The sequence below is a fragment of the Oculatella sp. LEGE 06141 genome (assembly GCF_015207605.1).
Lineage (GTDB): Bacteria > Cyanobacteriota > Cyanobacteriia > Elainellales > Elainellaceae > Oculatella.
Genome location: NZ_JADEWO010000001.1, coordinates 171,414 through 193,276, shown reverse-complemented (window position 1 = coordinate 193,276; position 21,863 = coordinate 171,414). Strand labels below are relative to the sequence as shown.

The following is a 21,863-nucleotide window of genomic DNA, read 5'->3' as shown; positions in this document are numbered from 1 at the left end:
ACTCCCCTATGTTGTTCTGGCTTACATTTGTTCAGTCCCTCCCTACTCTGGCAACCGTTGATCTGGATGGGGTTGCCACGGCTTTCTCCCAAATGGATGGTGAGAACGACAATGCTGTGCTGGTTGCTTCTTCAACTCCAGCCAGCCTGACAACGATGCCAACTGCACCGCCTGTGGTCGGCCAGGTGAGTGGCTTGCTAGTTTTTCCCAGCCTGATTGTTGGTTTGATTGTGCTGTTGTTGGTCAGCGTCTGGGCTTATACCAGGGTGTATGTGATTACGCCCAACAACGAGGCGTTTGTGCGGACGGGCGGTGTCTTCGTTAAAAAGAAATCAGTGATTCTAAACGGGGGCTGCGTTGTCTTACCCGGATTTCATGAGCTAACCCGCGTTCCGCTGCGGGAAATTTCGATCGACGTGGAGCGTACTGGTAAGTTGGCCGTGCGAACCAAAGATTACCTGCGAGCTGATATGCGGGTCACATTTTATGTTTGTATCAATGCCTCGGAAGAGGATGTATTGACGGCAGCAGCGCGTTTGTCTCAGGCTGGCAAGATCACGCCAGAGGACATCAAAAATGCGCTGGAAAAACGTGCCGATGATGCTATTCGAGCGGCAGCAAAAACCAAGAACCTGGCTGAGATTGATTCTGACAAGCTTGGGTTTGCTCAGGAAGTTCTCAACTTAGTACAGCAAGACTTAGGCAAAGTGGGACTAACGCTCAACAACATTGCGATTTCTGAAATTCAGGAAAGCGATACATACGACACCAACAATTTCTTTGATGCTCAGGGTGTGCGACTGCGGACGGAAACCATTCAACGATCGATTCAACAAAAGCGAGAAGTTGAACTGGTAACCCAGGTAACGCTTGAGCAAAAAGAACTGGATGCACAGAAGCGATCGCTGCAAATTGAGCAAGAAAAAGAAAGCGTTCGCCTGGAACAGCAGTTTCAAGTAGAGGCGCTCAAAGCTCAACGAGAGCGAGAAACTCAAGAAGCAAAGGCCAAGGAAGCAGCGGCAACCCAACGCACCAAAATTTTGCAAGAAAAGGCAGTGGAGGAAGAAGAAATTCGGCGGAAGCTGGGGATTCAGCAGAGCCAGATTGACGCAGATATTGAACTGGAAGAACGTCAAAAGAAATTGAAGGTTGTGCAGGCGCTTCAGCTTCAGGAATCGGAAATAGCAAACATTACTCGCCAAAAAACGGTTGACTCTCAGCGGCTTGAGGCGCAGGTGCAGGTGGCAGAGTCGGAGCGGATGGCGCGAGTGGCACAAGAAGATCTGGCAATTGCGATCGCCGACAAACGACGCGAAAGCTTTCTGGCAGAAGCTCAACGAGCTAAAGCAGAAGCCTCGGTGAGTACAGCGACCGAAATTGAAGTGGCCGAACGGCAGCGTCAACTGGCTGTGATCGCTGCTCAACGGGAAGCCGAAGAACGTCGCATCGCCGACCAAAACGTGGTGGAACTGGATGTATTCAGGCGGCGGCGGCAGGCCGAGATTGCCAAACAGGCGGCTGAGCTAGAAGCAGAAGCCATCCGCACGTTGGCGCAGGCCAATCGAGATAAAAGTTTGGCAGACGCAGAAGGCTTAAAAGAGCAGATGCTTGCCCGAAATTTGATCAGCAACGCCAACTTGACGGCTGAGGTGATTAACACCATCTGGCCTGAACTGGCAGAGCGGTTGCCAGAAGTGTTGCAGGCGCTTGCTCCGCAACCTGGTGTATTGGGCGATGCGCGTGTGTATGCCTTTCCAGGTGCAAACGGTAACGGCAGCAATGGCGCTCAGGATATCAACAAGCTGTTACTCTCGACCAGCGGTCTTGCTCTCATCAATACGCTGCTAGACGAGGGCAACTTAGGAACGCTGATCGGGCAGGTTGGTAAACTGCTCAACAATGGCGGTACTTCATCTAGTGACGATCGCCCATCGACCTCGGTGGTAGTGAATCCAACCGAGTGGGTTCCATCTGTTGATGGCGATGATGCTGTCCGGTTCTAACCGGTTAAACGTTAGATGGCTGCTTGCAGATGAGCTTGTTGTAGGCAGCCATATATTGATCCAGCATGGCCTGGGCTTCATCATCAGACGGCAGGCGATGCTTTGCCATAAACAAAAAGGGCTTTGCTCTAATTTCGTTCATTGGCGCAGGTTCCCAAATTCGTAGCAATACGCCTTCATCTATTGGAGTAATGCTGTATTTGAACAGGGGGGACATGGTTGAGGAAGGCATAGAAGAGAACAGAGGCAATGTTACACCTCTGCAACAGCATTCTTCGCAAGCAGTCATGAACGGTAGAGTGTTGGGCTACATCACAGTCTGTTACAGAAAATACCAAAATACAAACCCAGCGTGAAGCCCCACCTGTCGCTATCTTTATCCAGGATCGACTGGGATAGATGATTGAGGCGATCGCAATGCCAATCCAACCTGGGGCAATACTTCAACAAAAAGATCCTCTGCTAGCCGTTGCTTGTGTTTTAGATCGGCCAACTCGGTGACACACAACAAGGGTTCTACGCGAGCCTTGACCTCTGGTGGAAAATCACGACTAAAGTATTTTGCGTTGAAATCGTAGCGATAGGGTCGGTAAAGCATTCCTAGCAGTTCTATCAACGGCTGCAAAGTCCACTTATGATAGCCCATTACTGCTTCTACCCAGTGTTTGCGGTGAATTTCTTTCTGGACTAGTCGTTGCCGTAGCTCAAACGTCTCCTGTAGTTGATTGAAGCTCTGACGCATCTTGGCGAGATGCTCGTCCCAGTTTAACGGATGTTGAACCAGCAGAGCCATCTTATCGAAGCTGACAATGACCGTGCCGTTTCTTTCCCTATCTAAAAAATGGTTGGGGCTACTTTGCTGGAGAATAACTAGATCCAAAAATAGGAATGGATTGGTCGCTTCTAGCCCATAAAAGCACTGGGCGTGTCCATGCCAGGTTGGTTCTGGAACTCGATGCTGGAAGCGAATTGGAGCGATCGTGGTTAATGTCTGCTCAATGAGTACAAGCGTTTGCTCAACCCACGCATCTTGAACAATAACTTGAAGATCAAGGTCTGACCACTCGTCTGTATGCCCATGCGCTGCTGATCCTCCTTGCCACATTGCCAGGACAAAATCATGCAGTTTTAGCGCGGTGGTTAGACTCTCTACAATTGCCTTTCGCATTGATTCAGAAGCTAGCTAGCCACCGACCGAAAAGACAGCCATCACCAAGACAGACAGCAGCAGACCAGGGCTAAGCAGCAGGATTAACGTTAGCAGTTCACTCGTTTCCATTGGTTTACCTTCCTCACAGGTTGAAGGAACTTGATCTTGGGACGTCAGGCTGTTGCAACAATCTCAGCCAGACTAGCTCCATCATGACGAATTATGCAAGCGATCGCAGGCTGCAATGCTTAAGAAACCGAAAAGCTTGTTGTCTGGTTAGCTCACACTGGATAATTCAGTCACCGTTGCTACAGACGGAGCCACGGACTCGGCTTGGCTTAAACGATCCAATATTTCTAGTAACTCTCGTTCAAACGTGACCTGTGCCCGATTAGTCCGTCCACCAACATAGAAGCGAGGCGTAGATGAATCCGGCGGGTTGCGATCGCTTTCCTCCAGTGCCCACACCTGCGAGTGTGACACATAGCTCATAACCACACCCAGCATCAATAAGCCAAACCCGGTATATACCAGCGGAATCCCCGGATCGGCTTTAATTTGCAGTCCGGTGCTGCCAATCACTTCTGCGATCGCCAACGTCACCCCATTCACCTCGGTTGACATGCCTTCCCGCACCGTCGAAACCAGTTTCCCTTCCATGTCATAAATCAGCAGCATTCCCTGCAAGTCTTTAGCAATCAGAGACACTCCTGCACTCAAATCAGGCTTGGTTGGAATCCAGGTGCCCCACAGCCGTCCGTTGCCTTCGGTGGCGAGTTGCGACATGGGTAATTGCAGCATTGGGCTGTTGTTAATGCGAAACCGAACGGCGGCGATCGCCCAATCTGCCTGATACAACGTCACCCCTTTGTGGCGAAGCGGTTCGTTGACATGAATCGTTTTCCGTTGAAGCTCTTGCCCCTGGGTATCTAGAACCGATAAGTCGGAGTAAAACTGATCAATTCGGCCTTCGGAGGTGTAATCGATCCAAAAACGGTTGACCCGCACCGACCAATCCGTTGGAATCTGGGATTTTGCCCACGGGCCAGCATCAAAGATATTGTGAATTTGAAAGGTTTGACCGCTTGGTACCATCTCCTGGGCGAAAAAGCCAGTCATCGCACCTAAAATGGCTCCTGCCAAAATAATTAGCATGGCTGCGTGAACCACAATAGGGCCAATGCGTCCGGTAATGCCTTTGCGGGCGTAGAGTTTATTGCCGTCTCGAAAGATGCGGTAGTTTTTCTGCTGCAATAGCGGTGTTAATTGATCCAGTGACCCGTTATCCAGTTCGGCACTCAACGCTAGCTTTTGAAACTGGCGAGATTGGTCATAAAACTTCCAATTTTTGGCTGCCCCCAGCGCTGGAAACTGGCGGGTAAAGGTGCAGGCCGTCAGGCTCGATCCAAACAGGATAAGTAAGGCCAGAAACCACCAGGTGCGGTAAACGTGATCCAGCCCCAGCATCAGAATGGCTTTCCACGTGAGGAACCCAAACAGAGCCGGATCTTCTGGATAGTTGGCTTGATAAAAGGCGGTAGATTGTCCCTGCTCCAGTACCGTTCCAGAGATACTGAACAGGGCAATGGTTAAGAGGAGAGCGATCGCCAGCCGCAAGTCGGCCAGTAGCGGCAGTAAATCCTGCTGAAAGTAGCGCTGCGGCACTTTCCAAAGAAGGGATAGTTTATCAGAGGGGGTATCTGAAGTCATTGCACCTATAGGTTCTGAGCCATTGAATTGAGGTTGCGATCGATGAATGACGGAATGCAGTTCGAGTGACTGTTGGCACGTTGGAACCATCCTTTAAGCCACAACCAAATTTCGCTGTTTCACCCGGTTTCAGTACGCACCTGCGGGAAACAAACGGAACAGTAGAGAAAAGACACCAAACCCCACCAACAACGCGCCACTAACAGGAGTAATCCAGCTAGACCAGCGCCGTAAATCTAAAAGCTTTTTAATGGATGCTGTAAATGTTCCTGCCAGAATCAAAGGAGCCACATAGCCTGCTGTATAAGACAGCAACAGCACTCCGCCTAAAAACGGATCTTTTGTAGCAGAGATCCAGGCAAGCAGCGTCGCCAAAACGGGAGTACTGCAAGGCGATGCCACTAGCCCAAAGGTTAAACCTATGAAATAGGAGCGTACCCCCTCCGGCAAATCGGTTGAAATCCAATCCATACCACCCCACGACGGTAGGCGGAGGGGCAGTGCTTCTAACAGGTTTAATCCCATCAGGATGGCGATAATGCTCACGATAATAGGGAGTCCAATCCCAACCTGACCGTAAACCTTACCAACCACTGCCGCTAATATTCCTAACCCGGCCAGCGTGGTGGCTAAGCCTAATGAAAACCAGGTGGACTGAGCGGCAGCTTGCAACCGACTTTTTGCTTCATATCCGCCAATGTAGCCAATGGTGATGGGCAGCATTGAGAGCATACAGGGGGTAAGGCTGGTTAACAACCCTGCCAGAAAAATAATGCCAACACTAACGAGCGTTAAATGGTGCAACTGGTTAAAAACAAGAGCATCGGCATATTGCTCCAGTTCATACAGTTTAGTTTGCAAGACGTCCAGCATTGGGTGCAGTGGGTAGGTAGCAATCAGAATGAATGCAGTGCTGAGATTTGTAACACTTCTCTTTTGATTGTATCGAAGCCGATCCTAATCTACAGCCACGCTCTATTACCAGCGAAATATACGGCTCTCCTGCAAGACTGGCGATCGATTGAGCTAACTCCTGGAGCCAGATGTTCGCCGCTCTTGAAACGACAAAACGTCTGCTTCATTGCTTTCGCGGGCAACCCGAATTAGCAACCCGGCAGATAGCATACTGGCAATCATGGAACTGCCACCGTAGCTAAATAGGGGAAAGGGCAGCCCTGTGGTTGGCAGTGCACCCGTGGCAACGCCAATGTTCAAAAGGGATTGACCCACCATTAGCACCATGATGCCGATCGCTACAAGTTGATGAATCTGATTGCGGGCTTTGAGGGCAACCATCAGCGCCAGCGCGGCATAAGCTGCTAATAGTCCTAACAGCAGGACGCAACCGACAAACCCAAATTCTTCGGCGAAAACCGCAAAGATAAAGTCGGTATATTGAATCGGCAAATAAAACAGCTTTTGTTGCGACATACCAAAGCCTGCTCCCCAAAAGCCACCAGAGCCAACCGCCAGGAGACTCTGGATCAACTGATACCCATCTTGAGACGGATCAGCCCACGGATTTAGAAAAGAGATAACCCGCCGTCGCTGATATTCTTTTAGACTAATGCTGACAATGGCTAGCAACAAACCGCTGCACGCGGTGCTACCCAGATAAGCAAACGGTAATCCTGCTGCTAAAGCGATGAGCCAAACGACCATGCCACACAGTGCGGCTGTACTGAGGTTGGGCTGCAAGAGGATGGCAGCCATAAGCACCACAAAAACGGCAATCCAGGTGAGTCGCGTTGTCCAACTTAATCTAGACCACTGTCCAAATACACGGGCGCTTTGCAACACCAAAAAGGGTTTGATTAACTCGGAAGGCTGGATGAGAAAAGGACCGATCGCCAGCCAGCGGGTCGCTCCATTCACCGTGGTGCCAAATCCTGGGAGCAGGGTTGAGAGAATTAAAGCCAGCAGCACCAGCATGAACCAATCTGCGATGCCCAAAATATAGCGAAGCGGCGAATGGACAAGGATATTAAATCCAATTAGACCAATAACGACCCACAGCAGTTGTACCTTAAAGTAGTACAGTCCATCACCACGCTCAGCGTCTGCGGCGGCGTAGGAGGCGGAGAACATGACAATCAGCCCTACGGATAGCCACAAAAAGGTCAACCATCGCAGCACTCTGGCCTCGATCGCCCATGTTGATACAGAAGAATCTAGGAATGGAATGAAGTCGCGGAGATTCACGGCCTAATGATAAAAGAGTGGGTTGCCATACAGTAACTTACGCCAGCAGGATGCCAGCAAACACCTCAAAAGTAAAGTCCGGACTATGAAATGCAACAAAAAAGAGGCCAACTAGTGACCTCTTTGGTATCTAACAACGGAGTCAAACCTTTGAAACTGAGTTACAAACCTGCTGCCAGCAGCCGTTTGTGAAATTCTGTAATGGCGTTACAGTAGACCAGCGTTCGTTCCTGGTCTGCCAGTTGCCAGCTCAACTTTGACAATCTTGCCGCCCATCTTCATAATTCGCTGCTGCTCCCGGAACCAGTTATCGTAGGGAACTAGCTTGGTGAAGTAGGTATTTTGCAATTCTCGCTGGGTGCGAATCCGGGTCTGGCTAGGAACACAAGCCGTAACCTTAAACATGCGCATAGCTGTACATCTCCTGACTGGACTGGAAAACTCTAGATTTTCGAGACTGTAGCGAAGAAATTTTGCTTGTGATATCCGATTCAATCGTTAAAGCAGTTGGTTGAAGGCTGGGAGTCTAAAGTCAATCGTAGATCGCTACAGCTAAAGGTTGAAGCCGCTAACCACCTAAAACTCACTTCAGACTTCCCAGACCCTTGATATGGCCGTTAAGTGCTTGATGTTGAGCTGAAACAACTCAGCACCTGTCACTGACCGCCCAATAACTAGCTCAAGCCAGAACAGATGTAGTCGAAGTAGACACCCATTTCTTTACCTGCGTCAGCGCCAACTAAGCTAGCGGTGACTTCCTTCATAGCTTGGATCGCTTGAACGGTAGCCGAGATAGGTACTCCCAAGGAGTTGTAGGTTTCTTTCAAACCGTTTAGCACACGCTCATCCAGGATGGAAGGATCGCCAGCGAGCATGGCATAGGTTGAATAACGGAGGTAGTAGTCGAGGTCGCGGATGCAAGCAGCATAGCGACGGGTGGTGTACATGTTGCCGCCGGGACGGGTGATGTCAGAGTAAAGCAAGGACTTAGCCACTGCTTCCTTGACGATCGCGGCTGCATTAGAACTGATGGTGGTTGCTGCACGAACGCGCAGTTCACCGGTTTGGAAGTAGCCTTTTAGCTTTTCCAGAGCAGAGGTATCAAGGTACTTACCCTGAACGTCGGAGGAGTTGATAACAGAAGTAATTGCGTCTTGCATGATCTTGGTTCCTTTGACGAAGTCGTTAGTTAGTCGGTTAGAGAGAATAGGAAATGGAAAACAGGGATTAGGGCAAACGCTGATGGGTGTACCCGTTGCCTGTCGCCGTTCGCCTTACTGCATTGCACCGATAACGTAATCGAAGTAGGAGCCTGCTTCAGACGCATCTTCCGCAGACATCATGGAAGCAGCTGCATTCTTCATGGCACGGATGCCTTCTGCTACTGCTTCAACGGGAGTGCCGAGAGATTTGTACATCTCGCGTACACCAACGATTCCGATCTCTTCGATAGGGGTGACGTCACCAGCAACAACGCCGTAGCTGATCAGACGTAGGTAGTAGTCCAAGTCGCGCAGGCAGGTTGCAGTCATCTCTTCGCCGTAGGCGTTTCCACCGGGGGAGACAACATCAGGACGCTTTTGGAACAACTGGTCGCCAGCTTGCTTAACGATGCGCTCGCGCGAATCGGTTAAAACTTGAGCAATGCGTAGACGACGCTCACCAGAAGTAACAAAGCTCTTGATCCGATCTAATTCACCGGGGCTGAGATAACGAGCCTCAGCGTCGGCATTCACGATTGACTTCGTGACAATACTCATTGATGGATTCCTCCGAAAAGCAAAATGTAACCAGGTGTGTTTAAACTGGCGTTCATTGCTGAACGACTGAGCTTTTAAATGATCTTGACGATCATTTAAGCCTCGCTATCAATAGCTGATCAGGCATCTCATACTTTACCGAAGTATTCCAGCCGTTTTAGGGGACGACCAGACGTATATTGAGTGTTCAAGCTCAGCTACCTTCCGGATTTATTTTGCGGCATGGGGTTCACAATCTGAGTTTGCTCGCAACATTTTGTAATAAGTATCTCATTTGTCGGATTTCCCTTACTACGTTTGAGCAGCCTGTTGGTAGACGAAATCTAAATAAAATATTTAGTTTGGCGGTTAGGTCAGGCGATCGCCCGTCTGGCTCTGTGTCATCAATTGGTCATAGAGGCTGAATATCGTATTCCTCTTTACAAAGAGAATCTTGCCAAGGCTCGTATGCTAGCGGTGTTCGAGTCACAGTTATCATGTCACCACAATCTGACACATCCAAGGCGCACTTTTGACGAGTGCGCTTTTTTATTACTCTACGCCCCTCAATAACCTACGCCCCTTAATAACCACCGAGCCTGCCGCGATATTTGGTGACTCGTTCTGCCCATCGAAACAGGTACAGCCCCAGCATGAGATACAGGCTACCGTTGACGAATGCGATCGCCAGGTGCGTGACATGAAGCCCTTCCCCGCGAGCCATTAAACCTCGCAATAAACCTGCTCCGGGAGCCATCGGCAGCAGCCAGCCCAAGCGCTGGAGTGAGCCAGTCCATGTTTCAACCGGAATGGTGAGCAAAAATAGCAAGGCAAACTGTACAATTCCCAGAAGTTGCTGGACTCGTTTTAAGACAAGCGCCAGCGACCCCATGATAAAGGCCACTCCATAGGCACCCAGGATTACTGTGAGGAAGGGAAGTACCAGCGTGGGTGGAAACGAAAGCTGGCTGCCTGTCAGGAGAATGATGATCAACAAAACAATCATGTTGATACTAATTTGAAGCGTGAGACTGGCGATCGCCCTTACCAGAAAGACCCGTGAGGCACCAAACGGAGAGATAAAAAGCTGCTCTAGCGTCCCGGTTTGTGCTTCACTTTGTAGTCCTCCTGCAATGTTGGCTTCAATGAACACCACTAACGTCCAGAGGACATAACCCACAACAATGGCATCCAGGCGATCGCCAAACTGCAAAGCGGGGCCAGCAATGTAACGAGCGCTGAGAAACAGTCCATAGAACACCATGCTGGTAATCAGAATTCCAACAACAGCTTCAAAGGAATAGCGCAAAAATTCAATCCAGCTACGCTTAAGTTCTGCTAGAAACAGTTCAATCATAGGAAGAGATTAGTAGTGAATTTGGTAGATCTAAGAGAATGTTTAAAACACCCTCTTAGAGGATGTTTTAAAAGTCTAGTTTGTAGCCCAACACCCGTAGGGGTGTAGCATTCGGGCAATACGTTTGGGTCTATTTCAAGGGCTATCTGCCGAATGCTACGCCCTTACAGGAGACATTAGATACTTTTAAAACATCTTCTAAAACCAGACGCGCCGAAAATGGCTCTGTTTGAATTGAATAAAGTCGAGCTTAGAGGATGTTTAAAGAGTGCTGAACGTTCCTTTTTCTGACTTGCCGCAGGCACCAATTCACCGATTTTGAGCTTGAATTCGACGGGGTGATACTGTTAGCTTGCCAGAAGTTGATTTGGAGAAGGCCAGCCATTAAGGGGCGTGATCTGCTCGTACCAGATTCAAAAAGATTTCAGTTAGGTTAGCTTGATCCCTTGCCATTCGCACTAACGGTAGCGGTTCAAGAATTTGGAACACCCGATACAGCAAACCTGCTTCTTTTACTATCACTATCTGGCCGTCGATAACACCACCGATCGCCTCAATTTTGCTGGCTCGCTCAGGGTCTAACGCAACGTCTAATTCCAGGGTGTAAGCACTGCCAGAAAATTGGCGAATTAACTCTGGTGTGGGTTCTTTTACAACAATGTCGCCCTTTTGAATAATGGCAACCCAGTCGGAGAGTTCTTCTGCAACGTTGAGCTGATGGGTCGTAAGCAGAATAGCTCGTCCTTCAACCGCAATCTCGCGAATCAGCGTTTTCACGTTTTCGGTTGCTTCTACATCCAGCCCCAGGGTTGGTTCATCTAGCAACAGCAGGTGTGGGTCGTGAACGAGGGCAACGGCGATCGCCACTTTCTGCTGCATCCCACGCGATAACATTTGCACCACCGTTTTGCGTTTGTCCATTAGCTCAAACCGCTCTAACAGTTGTCGTCCTCGCTGGTGTGCTAATCGACGGCTGAGTCCTCGCAAAACGCCAAAGTACTCCAGGTTTTCTTCGGGTGTTAATCGCCAATAGAGGTTGCGATTTCCTTCTAAGACGGCACCGAGCGATCGCAAGGCTTTTGGATCGCGATGGGGATCACGATCCATAATTTTTACCCATCCGGCATCGGGCAGAATGAGTCCGGCAATCATTTTAATGGTGGTAGTTTTTCCTGCTCCGTTAGGCCCTAAGAATGCCAAAACTTCGCCAGCATGAATCGTTAAGGAAACGTTTCGTACGGCTTGCAGCACGTTGCCTTGATAGCGATACGACTTCTGTAACTGTTGTGCTTCAAGAATTTTCATGAATGTCTATTGAGTTCAGATCCTTGCCCTGGAGCAAGTCTGAGAGGTACCAACTGCTCTACATCTGCGTCTAAACCTATCCAGGTGAAAGGTTTAGATGACGAATCGGGAAACGGTTCTGCTGTCTAGATACTGCTTGACTGATCAGGCTTCCTCACCTTATGGGCAAGCACCCCCATCTTTAGCGTTGCTCAATAGCGGTATGAACAGGTTCTTTGAACACCTGCTGTAAGGGCGTTGCATGGCTCTACGAACTTCGTACGCTTTCAACAACGTCCCACGTTTCTTTTCCCTTTGAGGGAGAGGGCGATCGAGTTTTCTCAATCAATTAAGGGGGGAGATTTTCAACTCAATTGCTTGTATTCGTGGCCTATCTCTAGGTTGCCACAGTATTAGGTGGAGCAATTTAGATGGGGTGTGTTTTATCCGATCGCCGTTCGATCGCTGTTCTACTTCATGCAGCCAGTTGACGGCTCATTAGTGCTTGCGAGGCGGACTGCTTGCTGAGCGATCGTTTTGGGATGGCGATTCGGTGGCTTTTGCCGCATTACTTCTTTGCTCATCTAGCTTCAATTATGCTGCACAGCAATTTGGATGTGACCGCAACAGCTCCATAGCTGTATCAGTTCCACGGCACAGTCAAAACGTAGTTAAATTGACAAAAACTGCAAGCGTAAAACTCCGGTTATTGCTTTAACTATTTAGTATAAAGTTCATTTCCTTATAAGGAAATTTACGGCTTTGCTTGGCTTTTGATAAGAAAACTAACAGAATCTTTTTTAAAAGACCCGTGATTTGCCGGATGTAAATTTTGCTTTTTGTTGAAAGCTTGCTTTGATATCGCTACTTCATCGAAAGTTTCTAAAATACGATACCGATTTCACCAACTCCTCACATAATCATCCTCTGGGTAGATTACTTTCAAATGAAGAACAAATTCGCAATCGGCAAGACGAACTACTTTTGCTGGTCGTACGTGACTTCTCGGTATAAAACCATCAGTTGTGTCTCCCCTTTCCGGTTGCAGTCGAGAAAGCAAAATGACGAAAGAGTAAGTTGACGCTGGGCAACTTTGGTTCGAGTTGAGCGACAGAATCCAGATTCATAGGGCATGGCCGTCAGTTTGAAAGTCCCATCTGGATTCACAATCGGTAGAAACGTCTGTGTTCCCTGTCCGGGATATTCCAAATTTTGGCTCTGTAAATTTACTCAGTAAAGGCGCAGCCAATCGTCTTATTTGACGTTGGCTGTGCTCCACCTCATAAAAGGAGATCTATGAAAAGACCTGTAATCGCTATTGGATTAGATGCCGCCGATCCAGCTCTAATTGAACGTTGGATGTCTCAAGGGCACCTCAGTAATCTGCGTCGTATTCGTGAGCAAGGTACCTATGCCCGCGTAAGTAATTATGAGCATTACAAAGCAGAAACTCCGTGGACAACGTTTTTAACCGGATGCTCGCCTCAAACGACTGGTTATTGGTCGCCTTTAAAATTTCATACAAACACATATCAAGTTGAACTGCGGGGTGCCCACGATTTTGCCAAACAACCGCCGTTCTATGCACTGGGTGGCGATTACCGAGTGGCTGTATTTGATATTCCTCAATCGAAGCTGAATGAACAGGTGAACGGTTTGCAGGTTCTAGGTTGGGGCGCGCATTCTGCTCAAACGCCAAGCCATTCTCTGCCTGAACCACTGTTTCAAGACATCATTAACCGTTTTGGTGAGCATCCTGGGTTTCACAAGGATCACGCAGAATGCCTGGATGTTCCTGGTATGGAACGGCTGCAACGCATGTTAGAGCAAGGCATTAAACGTCGTTCTGAGATTTGTCAGGACATGCTCCAACAGGAAGAGTGGGATCTGTTTATGACCATCTTTGGCGAAACGCACGCTATTACTCACTTCAACTGGCATTTGAGCGAAGACGATCATCCTTTGTATGAGGTGTTGGGTGCTAAGTATGCTGGCGACCCGCTGCTTGAAGTGTTTGAAGCTGTTGATCAGGCGATCGGGGAAATCATTGATAAAGCACCAGAAAACGCGCATATCGTGGTCTTTTCGGTACATGGTATGGGTGCCAACACAATGGATTTACCCAGCACTGTGTTCTTGCCAGAGTTGCTGTATCGCTACAACTTCCCTGGCAAAGCGGCGATCGCGCCGGATGACATCAACCATCCACCCAAGCCTCCAGTAACCGCTTGTAAGAACGATAGCTGGCTGCGCGAGATGTGGACCATCACTGAAGAAGGCAAGCCGCTGAAGCAACTGTGCAAGCGGTTGCTGCCGATTAAAGTGCTCAACAAGCTAGAGCCGTTGATGGGACGGGCAAAGCACCCAGCACCCATGTCTCCCTTTGAGTTACTGAAGGCAGGTGACCCAATGTTCTTCCAGCCCTCTTCCTGGTATCAGCATTTGTGGCCTCAAATGAAAGCGTTTGCGCTGCCTAGCTTTTCTGAGGGCTATATCCACATTAACGTTCGAGGTCGTGAGCCAAACGGTATGGTTTCACCGTCTGATTATGACAAAGTGTGTGACGAGTTAAGCCAGATGCTTCAGCAGGTGAAGGATGGTCGTCAGGGCATTCCGATGGTGAAGAACATCATTCGAACACGGCGATCGCCAATGGAAACCGACCCCAACCTGCCCGATGCCGACTTAGTCATTGTTTGGCAAGAGGAGTACGCAACGGACACTGTTGACTCTCCTCAACTGGGACGGATTGGCCCTGTGCCTCACCATCGCACTGGTAGCCATCGTTCTGATGGTTTCTTCCTGGCTCAAGGGCCTGCGATCAAACCCGGTTCCACTCTGCCGACCAGCCATGCGCTAGATATCACTCCCACGATCATGACCCTGATGGGTGCCCCTGTTCCCGACTACTTTGACGGACAGTCGATGGTTCAAACGTCTGAGACTGAGTTAGCTACTCCCGTGTCCTAGTTGGCAGGAGTAACGGCAACGTCATCCTATTCAACTGTCGTTTGATGACGGTATCTGAATCGCAACCATTCCTGAGAGGCTGAATGCTTCACCAGTAAACGCGTCTTGGGAATGGTTTCTCATACGATTGCAACCTCTTTATTAAGGGCTTCTCGACCTTTGTCTTCATACATTTTATGAATGAGCAAACCAATCACTCTCCATCCGTCTGGTCTCGCCGCTGGGAAACTATAGCGATCGCTCTTCTAGGCTGGATGCCCCTCTCAATCGGCAAAAAGCTGCGTCAACTTGTTTATCCGACCATTCTGGCCAAACTGGGATCGGCGGTTGATATTGCTCCGGGCGTTGAACTCATTCAGGCCAAAGGCATTGAAATGGGTAACAATATTCGCCTTCATCGGGATGTTCGCATTATGAGCCTGGGGCAAAACAGCACCATTCGGCTTAAGAATCTAGCCCATCTCGACCGTGGAGTGGACATCAGAACTCACCACTCTGGTGAAATTGAGGTGGGTGAAAATTCTTACATTGGCCCCTACACCTGTTTGTCGGGCGATTTAATCAAGGTGGGGAACAACTGTATGGTGGCTTCCCATGCAGGGCTGTATGCCAACAATCACAACTTTGATGACCCCGATCGCCTCATCTGTCAGCAGGGCAGCAGTTACAAAGGCATTGTGATTGAAGATGACTGCTGGCTGGGAAGCGGAGTCCGCGTTTTAGACGGAGTCACCATTGGTCGGGGCAGTGTGGTTGGGGCAGGTGCTGTTGTTACCAGAGATATTCCGCCGTACTCGATCGCGGTTGGAGTGCCCGCCAAAGTTGTGTCTCAGCGAAACGGTAGGCGCACGGAGTCAAAGGAAACTACTCTCAATCTAATCACTGATCCAGCTAAAGTTGCTGAGGATTTGAACTGTTCGGCGACCCTTACACCAGCCGATTTAAACTATCGAACATTTCTCTAACATCAAAGCTAGATGCAAAATCTAGCTTTGTTTTGGTTTGAAATTTTGGCTTGAATTTTCATCGTTTATTAGTAGTGCTAAGAACAGGTAATTGGCCTTAGTACTTGAACGTTGCGTGCTTAAATTCTGTCCGGAATAGCGGATGGCTTTGCAGATGTTTGAGAGACACCGTCTCAACATATATAAACATCAAGACTGCTACAAAACTTGAGATTCATTCATTCACCTCTTGAGATAGAACACCATGATTAACGCCCCTTCAAGCAAGCTGATAACCATTTCGTCTACCGGGAAAACTGCTTCTAAGAAAAAACGAATCTGTGTTGCATTACCAGGAATCCATTATACGCACCATTCGCCCTATGTTCTTAGCACTCTGCCAATGGTTCCTTACCTGGAAGAAGAGTATGACGTAACGGTTGTTTATCGAAAAATTCTAAATCCAGAAGGGCTTGACCACAACTACTTAACTATTGTAGACGAAACTCACTGTTCACCCAGAGAAAGATTGAATACTAATAGCTACTTTAGCCCCGCAGATCATTTGCGGTTATGGAAATACAAAAAAGTTCTGGCGCGGTTTGCTGAAAAACATGCCAATGATTTTGATTTAATCCTTGAAAAAGAATGGCCGCTGTTAGGATTATTTTCTAGTGTATTTAAACCGTATAATGTTCCCAACGTATTGTTAGCTGAAGCGGTTTACAAATTTAGTAAGCAACCTCCTCTACCAGCCGAGGGAAGTGTTTTGAACCAATGGGTCGAACGAGGAGCAAAAGTAGGATTTGAGCAGGCTTGCTTCTATTTACGAAAACAGTGGAGCAGGCAGGCAAACGGTATTGTTGCCGAGACTGACCAACTTAAGTCGTTTTTCTTGGATTACGAATACACAACCCCAGAGCAACCCGTTTATCCGATTCCTTATGGCGTAAATGTAGAGCGATTTTATCCGCAAAGCCGTGAAGCTTGCCGCCAGCAGTTGGGCATTCCTCTCGATCAGTTTGTTTTTACCTATGTCGGTTCTCTGAATCGCTTTATTCAAGAGCCTGCTCCTTTGATTGAAGCTCTGGGGCGAGAACAACTGCCCAATGCTGTGTTTCACATTGTTGGGGATGGCGGTAAACGGCACGAACTAGAAGCGATCGCCCGCCAGTTCAACGCGCCTGTGGTCTTTCATGGCAGGGTTGCTCAACGAGAAGTGCCGCTGCATATTGGAGCCGCTAATATCTGCGTCGCTCCGTACAACAAGAGCCTCTATTTAAACGAAAAGTTCACCTGCGCCAGCTTGAAAATTCCTGAATACCTGGCTTGTGGCCGTCCAGTGCTAACCATTCCCTGCGAGCGGATGGATCATTTGCTAGATGGGCAGACCTATGGCTTCCTGGTTGAAAACCGCGTAGAACACTACCAGGCGTTTCTGCAAAACTTACCCAATGCTGAAATGCGGTCGGAGATGGAAGCGCAACTTGTGCATGATTTAGGTAACTCTACGCTCAAGTCGAAGAATATCGTGTTGACATGGCGCGATATTGCCGATATGCACAAGCAAGTGATCGAGGAACGGCTTGCCCCGAGCCGGGTCTAGCCGATCGCTTTTCTTCATTCAGCTTGTCTGGCTAGCAAAAAACCGCTCCTATCAGGAGCGGTTTTAAGGTTGATGCTTGAAATGCGGATGAAAGGACTTGAACCTTCACTTCTTGCGAAACTAGAACCTAAATCTAGCGCGTCTACCAATTCCGCCACATCCGCGTGTGGTTAGCTAATCAATAATAGCAAAGCAATGCCCCTCTGCGTTAACTGAAGCGATCGCAATCTCGAATTTAATTCAACGGTTGCGGCCAGGACTCTACTAAACCCACAGAGGCCATCTGGTTTAGTGGTGCAGAAAACTCCTGAAACTCCTATAGATAAAGGATTCTCAACACGGTGGCGATTTTGAGATTTTTTGAACAACGAACGCGGCAGTGGGTTTCAGCCGCTATTTTGATCATTCAGGCTGGTTATCGTGAGACTCAAAAACGGTTTCTGCACCACCAAGGCCGGAACGCTCAAAGCGGATCGAGTCGCATCGGTCAAACCAGTGGCTTACCTCAGCTATTTGATTAAACTCAAAATTCTGTAGGGTGTGAAAATTGAGCCTGTCCAAAGATCATCAAATTCAAACAGGCTGTCATAAATAGGATTTCCTTTACTGTCTTTACCGAGGAATCTATGACCTATTGGGGGTTCAGTTCTATAGTGGAATCTAACTTTATAAGAACCAAATTCTAAAGAGTTAAAAGAAGTCCAAACTCCCCCGTCCATACTTAGAATAGAGAGTCGCATTGTACCCTGGTATAAAGTTAATTTGCTGTTTAGCTTGAAGATGGTACTTTCACCAGGTTTTAGTAACTTAAAGTTAGATTCGCTCACAAAGAGAGTGACATTCCTAGCAAATACTAATCCGACTAATTTTGAATTTTTACTTAGAATCTCTGGAGTGAGATAAAAGTCTAAAAACCTTTTTGGGCTTGATGTTTTGTTGGTGATACGAATGCCAAGTTGTATTGGCACGGTCAAATTCGGTCGGCTTTCCGGAACAGAGATGGAGCCATCTGATATAAAAGTTTCAAACCGAAATCCATTTAATTCAACAAAGTTAGTGTTATTTGCTTGAAACATCACAACTGAATGTTTGCTAATGGAATGACTAACGTTTAAACGCAACTTAGAAGAACTGAAATTTAAATTCCTATTTAAGAGGATGTTTTAAAGGTGCTGATTGCCACGCGAGCTGCCCCTGAATTTCCCCAATTCTGGCTTCGACGTGAGCGCTCAGCCGAACGGGGATTTCGAAACAGAATTAGCTTGGAAGTCTACCAAGGTTGGGGGATTTAGGGGGCGAATGCAGCACCTTCGATACTTCTAAAATATCCTCTAAAGAAATACACTGAGATGTTAAGACGAAAAGTAAGAACGCTTCCGAGATCAAACTTGCTTCTACTTCAATCTGACACTGGCGATCGCTGCCAGAAAGCAAGCACAAAGGCTCATGGGGCGTGACACCATCAAATCCTATAGTTTTGGAGCTTGAGGTTTGTCAGTCAACCAGGTGAGGAGTAGCAGCGGCATCCGCAGAACGCCCTTGATGGATCAGCGTGGTAATGGCCTGATGCAGATCGGCCAATCCCAACTTGAGGTCAGCGACTTCAGCCGTTAAGCGATCCAGGCGATCGCCCAGGGTGTCAACATCAACATGGGTGTTCGGCGGTGGCATAATGCTCATTTGCCAAAAGGAGACATTGAGGGCGGACAAAATTTTTCTAACGGTCGATAACGACGGATCGTACGTTGGATCGTTAAGAATTCGGCTGACCTGTTGTGTGTAGCCATGAACACTGCCGCCATGCTGTTCGGCAATTCGAGCAGACACTTTACGGACGCTCAACTGTTGCGTTTCCATTAGCGCTCGAATAATTTCAGCGACATTTCCTTGCATAGACGTTATTCACACCAGACTCTATCTAATTCACACTGCTTCACAAAAAAGCAGCAGGATGCCACCCTACTGCCTGGTAAAAGAAAAACCCTATAGACCGACTTGGTTACAAACCAACCAATTCACGGGTCTCTAACCCTACTAATTTTTCGGCGATCGCCCATCGGACTTCTAGCTTAGCAACCCCAAACTGGTTACGGAGATACTCAAGCTGAGCGATGGCGTTTGATTTATCGGTGATGGCCTGAGCCTGCAACTGCTGTAACCGCTGGTACTCAGCGTCTTGATCTAAGAGTTCAAACCGACGAGCTTTACGCTGATTGTCGTTTTTAAGACCCGCTTCAAACGCAACCACCAGATCGGCTTTACCCTCTTGGCGTGCCAGTTCGAGGCGGAGTTCTGTCAGCCGCTGCTCCAACGCATTTACCGCTTGAGCAGCTTCGGCGATCGCAACTGGATATCGACTAATTTTCATACCGTCTTTCTAGAACAAGTCTTGTTGGAATAAGCAATGAGCGATCGGTATAGAAGTAGCGCCTGACGCTAGCAGCCGCTTGGCGGCCATCAGGCTGCCAGCTCCTTGTGAACGGGAGCAGACTCCACATTCCCAATCACAGACGGCTTGGTTTGAGACGGCGCTCTTTCGAGAACCTTTATCTCAATGTTGACTGAAACCAAATAGGAACCTGACTGTTTACCAACTGCCTCAGCCACCAATTCAGCTAGTTCGGGGCGCTCGGCAGTGATTGGGTCTCGCAATGTGCAGCGATCCCACTCGTACTTTGCAGTCGGGTCAAAGCTGAGAACATAGTGCTTAGTCATAGGTCAAACGCGTGAATTATGGCTTGAGGCTAATACTTATATTGTAGTGTAGAAACACCACAACGGCAACCCTGAAAGAGGAGGGTTAAAGTGCCTTAGGCAGCGATCGCCGTTGCCGCAGATTTAGCCGCACGGCTGGCTGTGAATTGCTTCAGTTTCGAGCAAATTTGCTGCTGCTCGGAGGGCGAATGGGGTAGATGGTGACGCTCCCACCGGGCTAAGGTTTGTGCCAGGTCAAAATCCCCGAACAGCATAACTTCCAGCGGATAATGTGGCATCAACTGGCTCTGTCGTAAGCGGAAAGACAACCCAGCGTAGGCAAGCGACTGCATAAAGGTTTGAGCCTGTTTGGTATCCGAAAAGCCAAAACAGCAGTAATTTTGCCACGGCTGGGAGCGATCGGCTTGAAATGGCGTTTTGACTACCAAAACACGGGGCGACAAATATTGACCCACTCGCCCTTGCCCTAGCGAGAAAAAGCGACCGATTTTCATCGTTAAACTCATTGAAACAGCCTATTTACATTGTAGTGAAATACCACTACAACTACACCCGGCTCAGGCCACAGATAAACCAACCTGGCGTATCTCAACTCGTCTGGTTGGATGGTTAGATTACTGCTGTCTGCAAAGTGCAGTTCATCATTACTAAAGCGATCTGTTAAAGCGATCGTTGTTGCAGTTCTTATTCTGCTATTTTAGTACATTTGTACTGAATGCTGCTCGTTGGGTTTAGCGGCAAGGATATCTCTGGAAGACGATTCAGATTTGAAAACAAGCTTGTTAAGCTCAAAAGTCTTAAACCGTGAGCTTGATATGTCTGTAAGCGTTTATATTCTCGACTTGCTGGCGATCGGCTTACTTTTGTTGGCCGTGACCCTGGGATCGGGTTGGATTTCTCGACTGCCGCTATCCTTTGCGCTAATTTATTTGGTTGTTGGAATTTTGCTGGGTCCCTATGGCACGCAACTGGTGCAGATCGAGCCGCAAACTGAGTTCCTGGAGCATCTAACTGAGTTTGTAGTCATTGTCTCGCTATACAGTTGCGGGCTAAAGATGAACCGTCCGCTGCAATTGTGGGCCTGGAACTCCACAGCCCGTCTGATTTGGTTTCTCATGCCCCTTTCTATTCTGGCTGTTGCTGCCGTAGGGCACTGGCTGGTGGGGTTGGGCTGGGGAGCCGCTGTTCTGTTGGGCGCTATTTTGGCACCCACCGACCCGGTACTCGCATCCGAAGTGCAACTGGTAAACACCAACGACCAGGACGAGTTGCGGTTTGGCCTGACCTCGGAGGGCGGGTTGAATGACGCGCTGGCGTTTCCCTTTGTTTATTTCGGGTTGTATTGGCTTAAAGACAGCAATTTAGACAACTGGTTCGGACAATGGGTGGCGATCGACCTGATTTGGGCGATCGTAGCTGGTATTGCTGTTGGCGTTATCGTTTCCAGAGTCATTTCGGGCTTAGATCGGCGCTTTCGCAAGATCAAGGGTGTTGAAGAAAGCATGGAAGACTTTGTTGCCCTTAGCGCTATTTTGCTTTCCTACTCGGTGGCAGAGATCATCAACGGGTATGGTTTTCTTGCAGTGTTTGTGGCAGGAGTCATGACTCGGCGGGCGCGATTAAAGCTAGACCAGAAGATTTCTCAATTGGAATTTACAGAACGCATCGAAAAGCTGCTCGAAATTGGCACCATTTTGCTATTAGGATCGATGCTGCGGGTTGAGCCGATCCTGACGTATGGTGGTGTAGGGCTATTAGTCGCAGGAGCGCTGCTGTTTATCATTCGTCCTGTAGGGGCATGGATCAGCACGTTTGGCGATCGCATCAAACCATCTACCCGGCTGTTATACGGCTGGTTTGGTATTCGAGGCGTTGGCTCGCTGTACTATCTCTCCTATGCGTTTGGTGAAGGCGTTCCTACCGAAACGGCTGAGGTTTTAGGATGGATTACTTATATCACTATCGTCATTTCGGTTGTCCTCCACGGCATTAGTACCACACCGTTGATGAAATGGTATCTCCACAATGTTAGTGAAAGCCGAGTAGAGGACAGCGGTTCCGAAACGCAGGCGTAGCCTGAAGGCTGGCTGTAGGCATTCAGGCATTCGCTAGGATGGAACCAATCCCTGTGGACGGCAGGTAGCGATCGGCTACAGAACAGCCACAGGGGTGGTTCAGCTGAC

Annotated in this window: 21 protein-coding genes and 1 tRNA gene; 6 read left to right on the top strand and 16 right to left on the bottom strand. The window is 48.6% G+C overall.

The features are described from left to right. Positions 1–8 precede the first annotated feature (8 nt). Positions 9–2,003 carry a flotillin family protein gene (locus IQ268_RS00890; protein WP_193874576.1) on the top strand — a complete coding sequence of 665 codons (1,995 nt, stop codon included), beginning with the start codon at positions 9–11 and terminating at the stop codon, positions 2,001–2,003. 4 nt (positions 2,004–2,007) lie between these two features. Here the strand turns inward: IQ268_RS00890 and IQ268_RS00885 are convergent, their stop codons facing one another. From IQ268_RS00885 to IQ268_RS00840, 10 genes are all read right to left on the bottom strand, one after another. Further along, positions 2,008–2,235 (bottom strand): hypothetical protein, encoded by a 228-nt coding sequence (locus IQ268_RS00885; RefSeq protein ID WP_193874574.1) that lies wholly within the window; start codon positions 2,233–2,235, stop codon positions 2,008–2,010. Between the two features lie 144 nt (positions 2,236–2,379). After that, positions 2,380–3,171 carry a nucleotidyltransferase domain-containing protein gene (locus IQ268_RS00880; protein ID WP_193874572.1) on the bottom strand — a complete coding sequence of 264 codons (792 nt, stop codon included), beginning with the start codon at positions 3,169–3,171 and terminating at the stop codon, positions 2,380–2,382. A 258-nt stretch (positions 3,172–3,429) separates the two neighbouring features. Then, positions 3,430–4,863, bottom strand: coding sequence for a cytochrome c biogenesis protein (locus IQ268_RS00875; protein WP_193874570.1), 1,434 nt, complete (start codon positions 4,861–4,863; stop codon positions 3,430–3,432). A gap of 129 nt (positions 4,864–4,992) precedes the next feature. Beyond that, the gene (locus IQ268_RS00870; protein ID WP_193874568.1) at positions 4,993–5,736 is read right to left on the bottom strand and encodes a cytochrome c biogenesis protein CcdA; all 744 of its coding nucleotides are present in this window, start codon (positions 5,734–5,736) and stop codon (positions 4,993–4,995) included. 153 nt (positions 5,737–5,889) lie between these two features. Beyond that, entirely contained in the window at positions 5,890–7,065 is a 1,176-nt protein-coding gene (locus IQ268_RS00865; protein ID WP_193874566.1) for an FtsW/RodA/SpoVE family cell cycle protein, read from the bottom strand. Positions 7,066–7,272: 207 nt separating this feature from the next. Next, on the bottom strand, positions 7,273–7,476 hold the full coding sequence (locus IQ268_RS00860; RefSeq protein WP_193874564.1) for a phycobilisome linker polypeptide: 204 nt from the start codon (positions 7,474–7,476) through the stop codon (positions 7,273–7,275). 263 nt (positions 7,477–7,739) lie between these two features. Next, positions 7,740–8,225 carry an allophycocyanin subunit beta gene (apcB, locus tag IQ268_RS00855; protein ID WP_193874562.1) on the bottom strand — a complete coding sequence of 162 codons (486 nt, stop codon included), beginning with the start codon at positions 8,223–8,225 and terminating at the stop codon, positions 7,740–7,742. Positions 8,226–8,339: 114 nt separating this feature from the next. Next, the gene (gene apcA / locus IQ268_RS00850) at positions 8,340–8,825 is read right to left on the bottom strand and encodes an allophycocyanin subunit alpha (RefSeq protein ID WP_193874560.1); all 486 of its coding nucleotides are present in this window, start codon (positions 8,823–8,825) and stop codon (positions 8,340–8,342) included. A 562-nt stretch (positions 8,826–9,387) separates the two neighbouring features. Beyond that, positions 9,388–10,161: an ABC transporter permease gene (locus IQ268_RS00845; protein ID WP_193874558.1), complete on the bottom strand. Its 774-nt coding sequence runs from the start codon at positions 10,159–10,161 to the stop codon at positions 9,388–9,390. Between the two features lie 384 nt (positions 10,162–10,545). Beyond that, the gene (locus tag IQ268_RS00840; protein ID WP_193874556.1) at positions 10,546–11,466 is read right to left on the bottom strand and encodes an ABC transporter ATP-binding protein; all 921 of its coding nucleotides are present in this window, start codon (positions 11,464–11,466) and stop codon (positions 10,546–10,548) included. A 1,275-nt stretch (positions 11,467–12,741) separates the two neighbouring features. Here IQ268_RS00840 and IQ268_RS00835 point away from each other — a divergent pair. The 3 genes from IQ268_RS00835 (at position 12,742) to IQ268_RS00825 (ending at position 16,965) form a co-directional block, all read left to right on the top strand. Then, on the top strand, positions 12,742–14,415 hold the full coding sequence (locus IQ268_RS00835; RefSeq protein ID WP_193874554.1) for an alkaline phosphatase family protein: 1,674 nt from the start codon (positions 12,742–12,744) through the stop codon (positions 14,413–14,415). A 176-nt stretch (positions 14,416–14,591) separates the two neighbouring features. After that, positions 14,592–15,380, top strand: a complete 789-nt coding sequence (locus IQ268_RS00830; RefSeq protein WP_193874552.1) for an acyltransferase — start codon at positions 14,592–14,594, stop codon at positions 15,378–15,380. Positions 15,381–15,624: 244 nt separating this feature from the next. After that, positions 15,625–16,965, top strand: coding sequence for a glycosyltransferase (locus IQ268_RS00825; protein ID WP_193874550.1), 1,341 nt, complete (start codon positions 15,625–15,627; stop codon positions 16,963–16,965). A gap of 82 nt (positions 16,966–17,047) precedes the next feature. On the opposite strand, the gene IQ268_RS00820 is transcribed toward IQ268_RS00825, so the two are convergent. Next, a tRNA-Leu gene (locus tag IQ268_RS00820) sits at positions 17,048–17,129 on the bottom strand. Positions 17,130–17,306: 177 nt separating this feature from the next. On the opposite strand from IQ268_RS00820, the gene IQ268_RS00815 reads away from it, so the two are divergent. Beyond that, complete coding sequence (locus IQ268_RS00815) at positions 17,307–17,486, top strand: hypothetical protein (protein ID WP_193874548.1); 180 nt, start codon at positions 17,307–17,309, stop codon at positions 17,484–17,486. On the opposite strand, the gene IQ268_RS00810 is transcribed toward IQ268_RS00815, so the two are convergent. The 5 genes from IQ268_RS00810 to IQ268_RS00790 form a co-directional block, all read right to left on the bottom strand. Beyond that, the gene (locus IQ268_RS00810) at positions 17,475–18,044 is read right to left on the bottom strand and encodes a hypothetical protein (protein ID WP_193874546.1); all 570 of its coding nucleotides are present in this window, start codon (positions 18,042–18,044) and stop codon (positions 17,475–17,477) included. The genes IQ268_RS00815 and IQ268_RS00810 overlap by 12 nt on opposite strands. Before the next feature lie 415 nt (positions 18,045–18,459). After that, positions 18,460–18,858, bottom strand: a complete 399-nt coding sequence (locus IQ268_RS00805; RefSeq protein ID WP_193874544.1) for a helix-turn-helix transcriptional regulator — start codon at positions 18,856–18,858, stop codon at positions 18,460–18,462. A gap of 106 nt (positions 18,859–18,964) precedes the next feature. Beyond that, entirely contained in the window at positions 18,965–19,333 is a 369-nt protein-coding gene (locus IQ268_RS00800; protein ID WP_193874542.1) for a hypothetical protein, read from the bottom strand. 89 nt (positions 19,334–19,422) lie between these two features. After that, positions 19,423–19,680 carry a hypothetical protein gene (locus IQ268_RS00795; protein WP_193874540.1) on the bottom strand — a complete coding sequence of 86 codons (258 nt, stop codon included), beginning with the start codon at positions 19,678–19,680 and terminating at the stop codon, positions 19,423–19,425. Positions 19,681–19,775: 95 nt separating this feature from the next. Then, positions 19,776–20,186: a hypothetical protein gene (locus IQ268_RS00790; RefSeq protein WP_193874538.1), complete on the bottom strand. Its 411-nt coding sequence runs from the start codon at positions 20,184–20,186 to the stop codon at positions 19,776–19,778. Between the two features lie 309 nt (positions 20,187–20,495). Here IQ268_RS00790 and IQ268_RS00785 point away from each other — a divergent pair, with 309 nt between their 5' ends. Further along, entirely contained in the window at positions 20,496–21,755 is a 1,260-nt protein-coding gene (locus IQ268_RS00785; RefSeq protein ID WP_193874536.1) for a sodium:proton antiporter, read from the top strand. Positions 21,756–21,863: the final 108 nt, after the last annotated feature.

Bases quoted from the DNA above. Each gene is read 5' to 3' on its own strand.
- IQ268_RS00800 (WP_193874542.1), bottom strand. From the start codon at position 19,333: ATGAAAATTAGTCGATATCCAGTTGCGATCGCCGAAGCTGCTCAAGCG.
- IQ268_RS00835 (WP_193874554.1), top strand. From the start codon at position 12,742: ATGAAAAGACCTGTAATCGCTATTGGATTAGATGCCGCCGATCCAGCT.
- IQ268_RS00805 (WP_193874544.1), bottom strand. From the start codon at position 18,858: ATGCAAGGAAATGTCGCTGAAATTATTCGAGCGCTAATGGAAACGCAA.
- apcA (WP_193874560.1), bottom strand. From the start codon at position 8,825: ATGAGTATTGTCACGAAGTCAATCGTGAATGCCGACGCTGAGGCTCGT.
- IQ268_RS00880 (WP_193874572.1), bottom strand. From the start codon at position 3,171: ATGCGAAAGGCAATTGTAGAGAGTCTAACCACCGCGCTAAAACTGCAT.
- IQ268_RS00885 (WP_193874574.1), bottom strand. From the start codon at position 2,235: ATGCCTTCCTCAACCATGTCCCCCCTGTTCAAATACAGCATTACTCCA.
- IQ268_RS00890 (WP_193874576.1), top strand. From the start codon at position 9: ATGTTGTTCTGGCTTACATTTGTTCAGTCCCTCCCTACTCTGGCAACC.
- IQ268_RS00845 (WP_193874558.1), bottom strand. From the start codon at position 10,161: ATGATTGAACTGTTTCTAGCAGAACTTAAGCGTAGCTGGATTGAATTT.
- IQ268_RS00870 (WP_193874568.1), bottom strand. From the start codon at position 5,736: ATGCTGGACGTCTTGCAAACTAAACTGTATGAACTGGAGCAATATGCC.
- IQ268_RS00830 (WP_193874552.1), top strand. From the start codon at position 14,592: ATGAATGAGCAAACCAATCACTCTCCATCCGTCTGGTCTCGCCGCTGG.
- IQ268_RS00795 (WP_193874540.1), bottom strand. From the start codon at position 19,680: ATGACTAAGCACTATGTTCTCAGCTTTGACCCGACTGCAAAGTACGAG.
- IQ268_RS00790 (WP_193874538.1), bottom strand. From the start codon at position 20,186: ATGAGTTTAACGATGAAAATCGGTCGCTTTTTCTCGCTAGGGCAAGGG.
- IQ268_RS00840 (WP_193874556.1), bottom strand. From the start codon at position 11,466: ATGAAAATTCTTGAAGCACAACAGTTACAGAAGTCGTATCGCTATCAA.
- IQ268_RS00860 (WP_193874564.1), bottom strand. From the start codon at position 7,476: ATGCGCATGTTTAAGGTTACGGCTTGTGTTCCTAGCCAGACCCGGATT.
- apcB (WP_193874562.1), bottom strand. From the start codon at position 8,225: ATGCAAGACGCAATTACTTCTGTTATCAACTCCTCCGACGTTCAGGGT.
- IQ268_RS00785 (WP_193874536.1), top strand. From the start codon at position 20,496: ATGTCTGTAAGCGTTTATATTCTCGACTTGCTGGCGATCGGCTTACTT.
- IQ268_RS00875 (WP_193874570.1), bottom strand. From the start codon at position 4,863: ATGACTTCAGATACCCCCTCTGATAAACTATCCCTTCTTTGGAAAGTG.
- IQ268_RS00825 (WP_193874550.1), top strand. From the start codon at position 15,625: ATGATTAACGCCCCTTCAAGCAAGCTGATAACCATTTCGTCTACCGGG.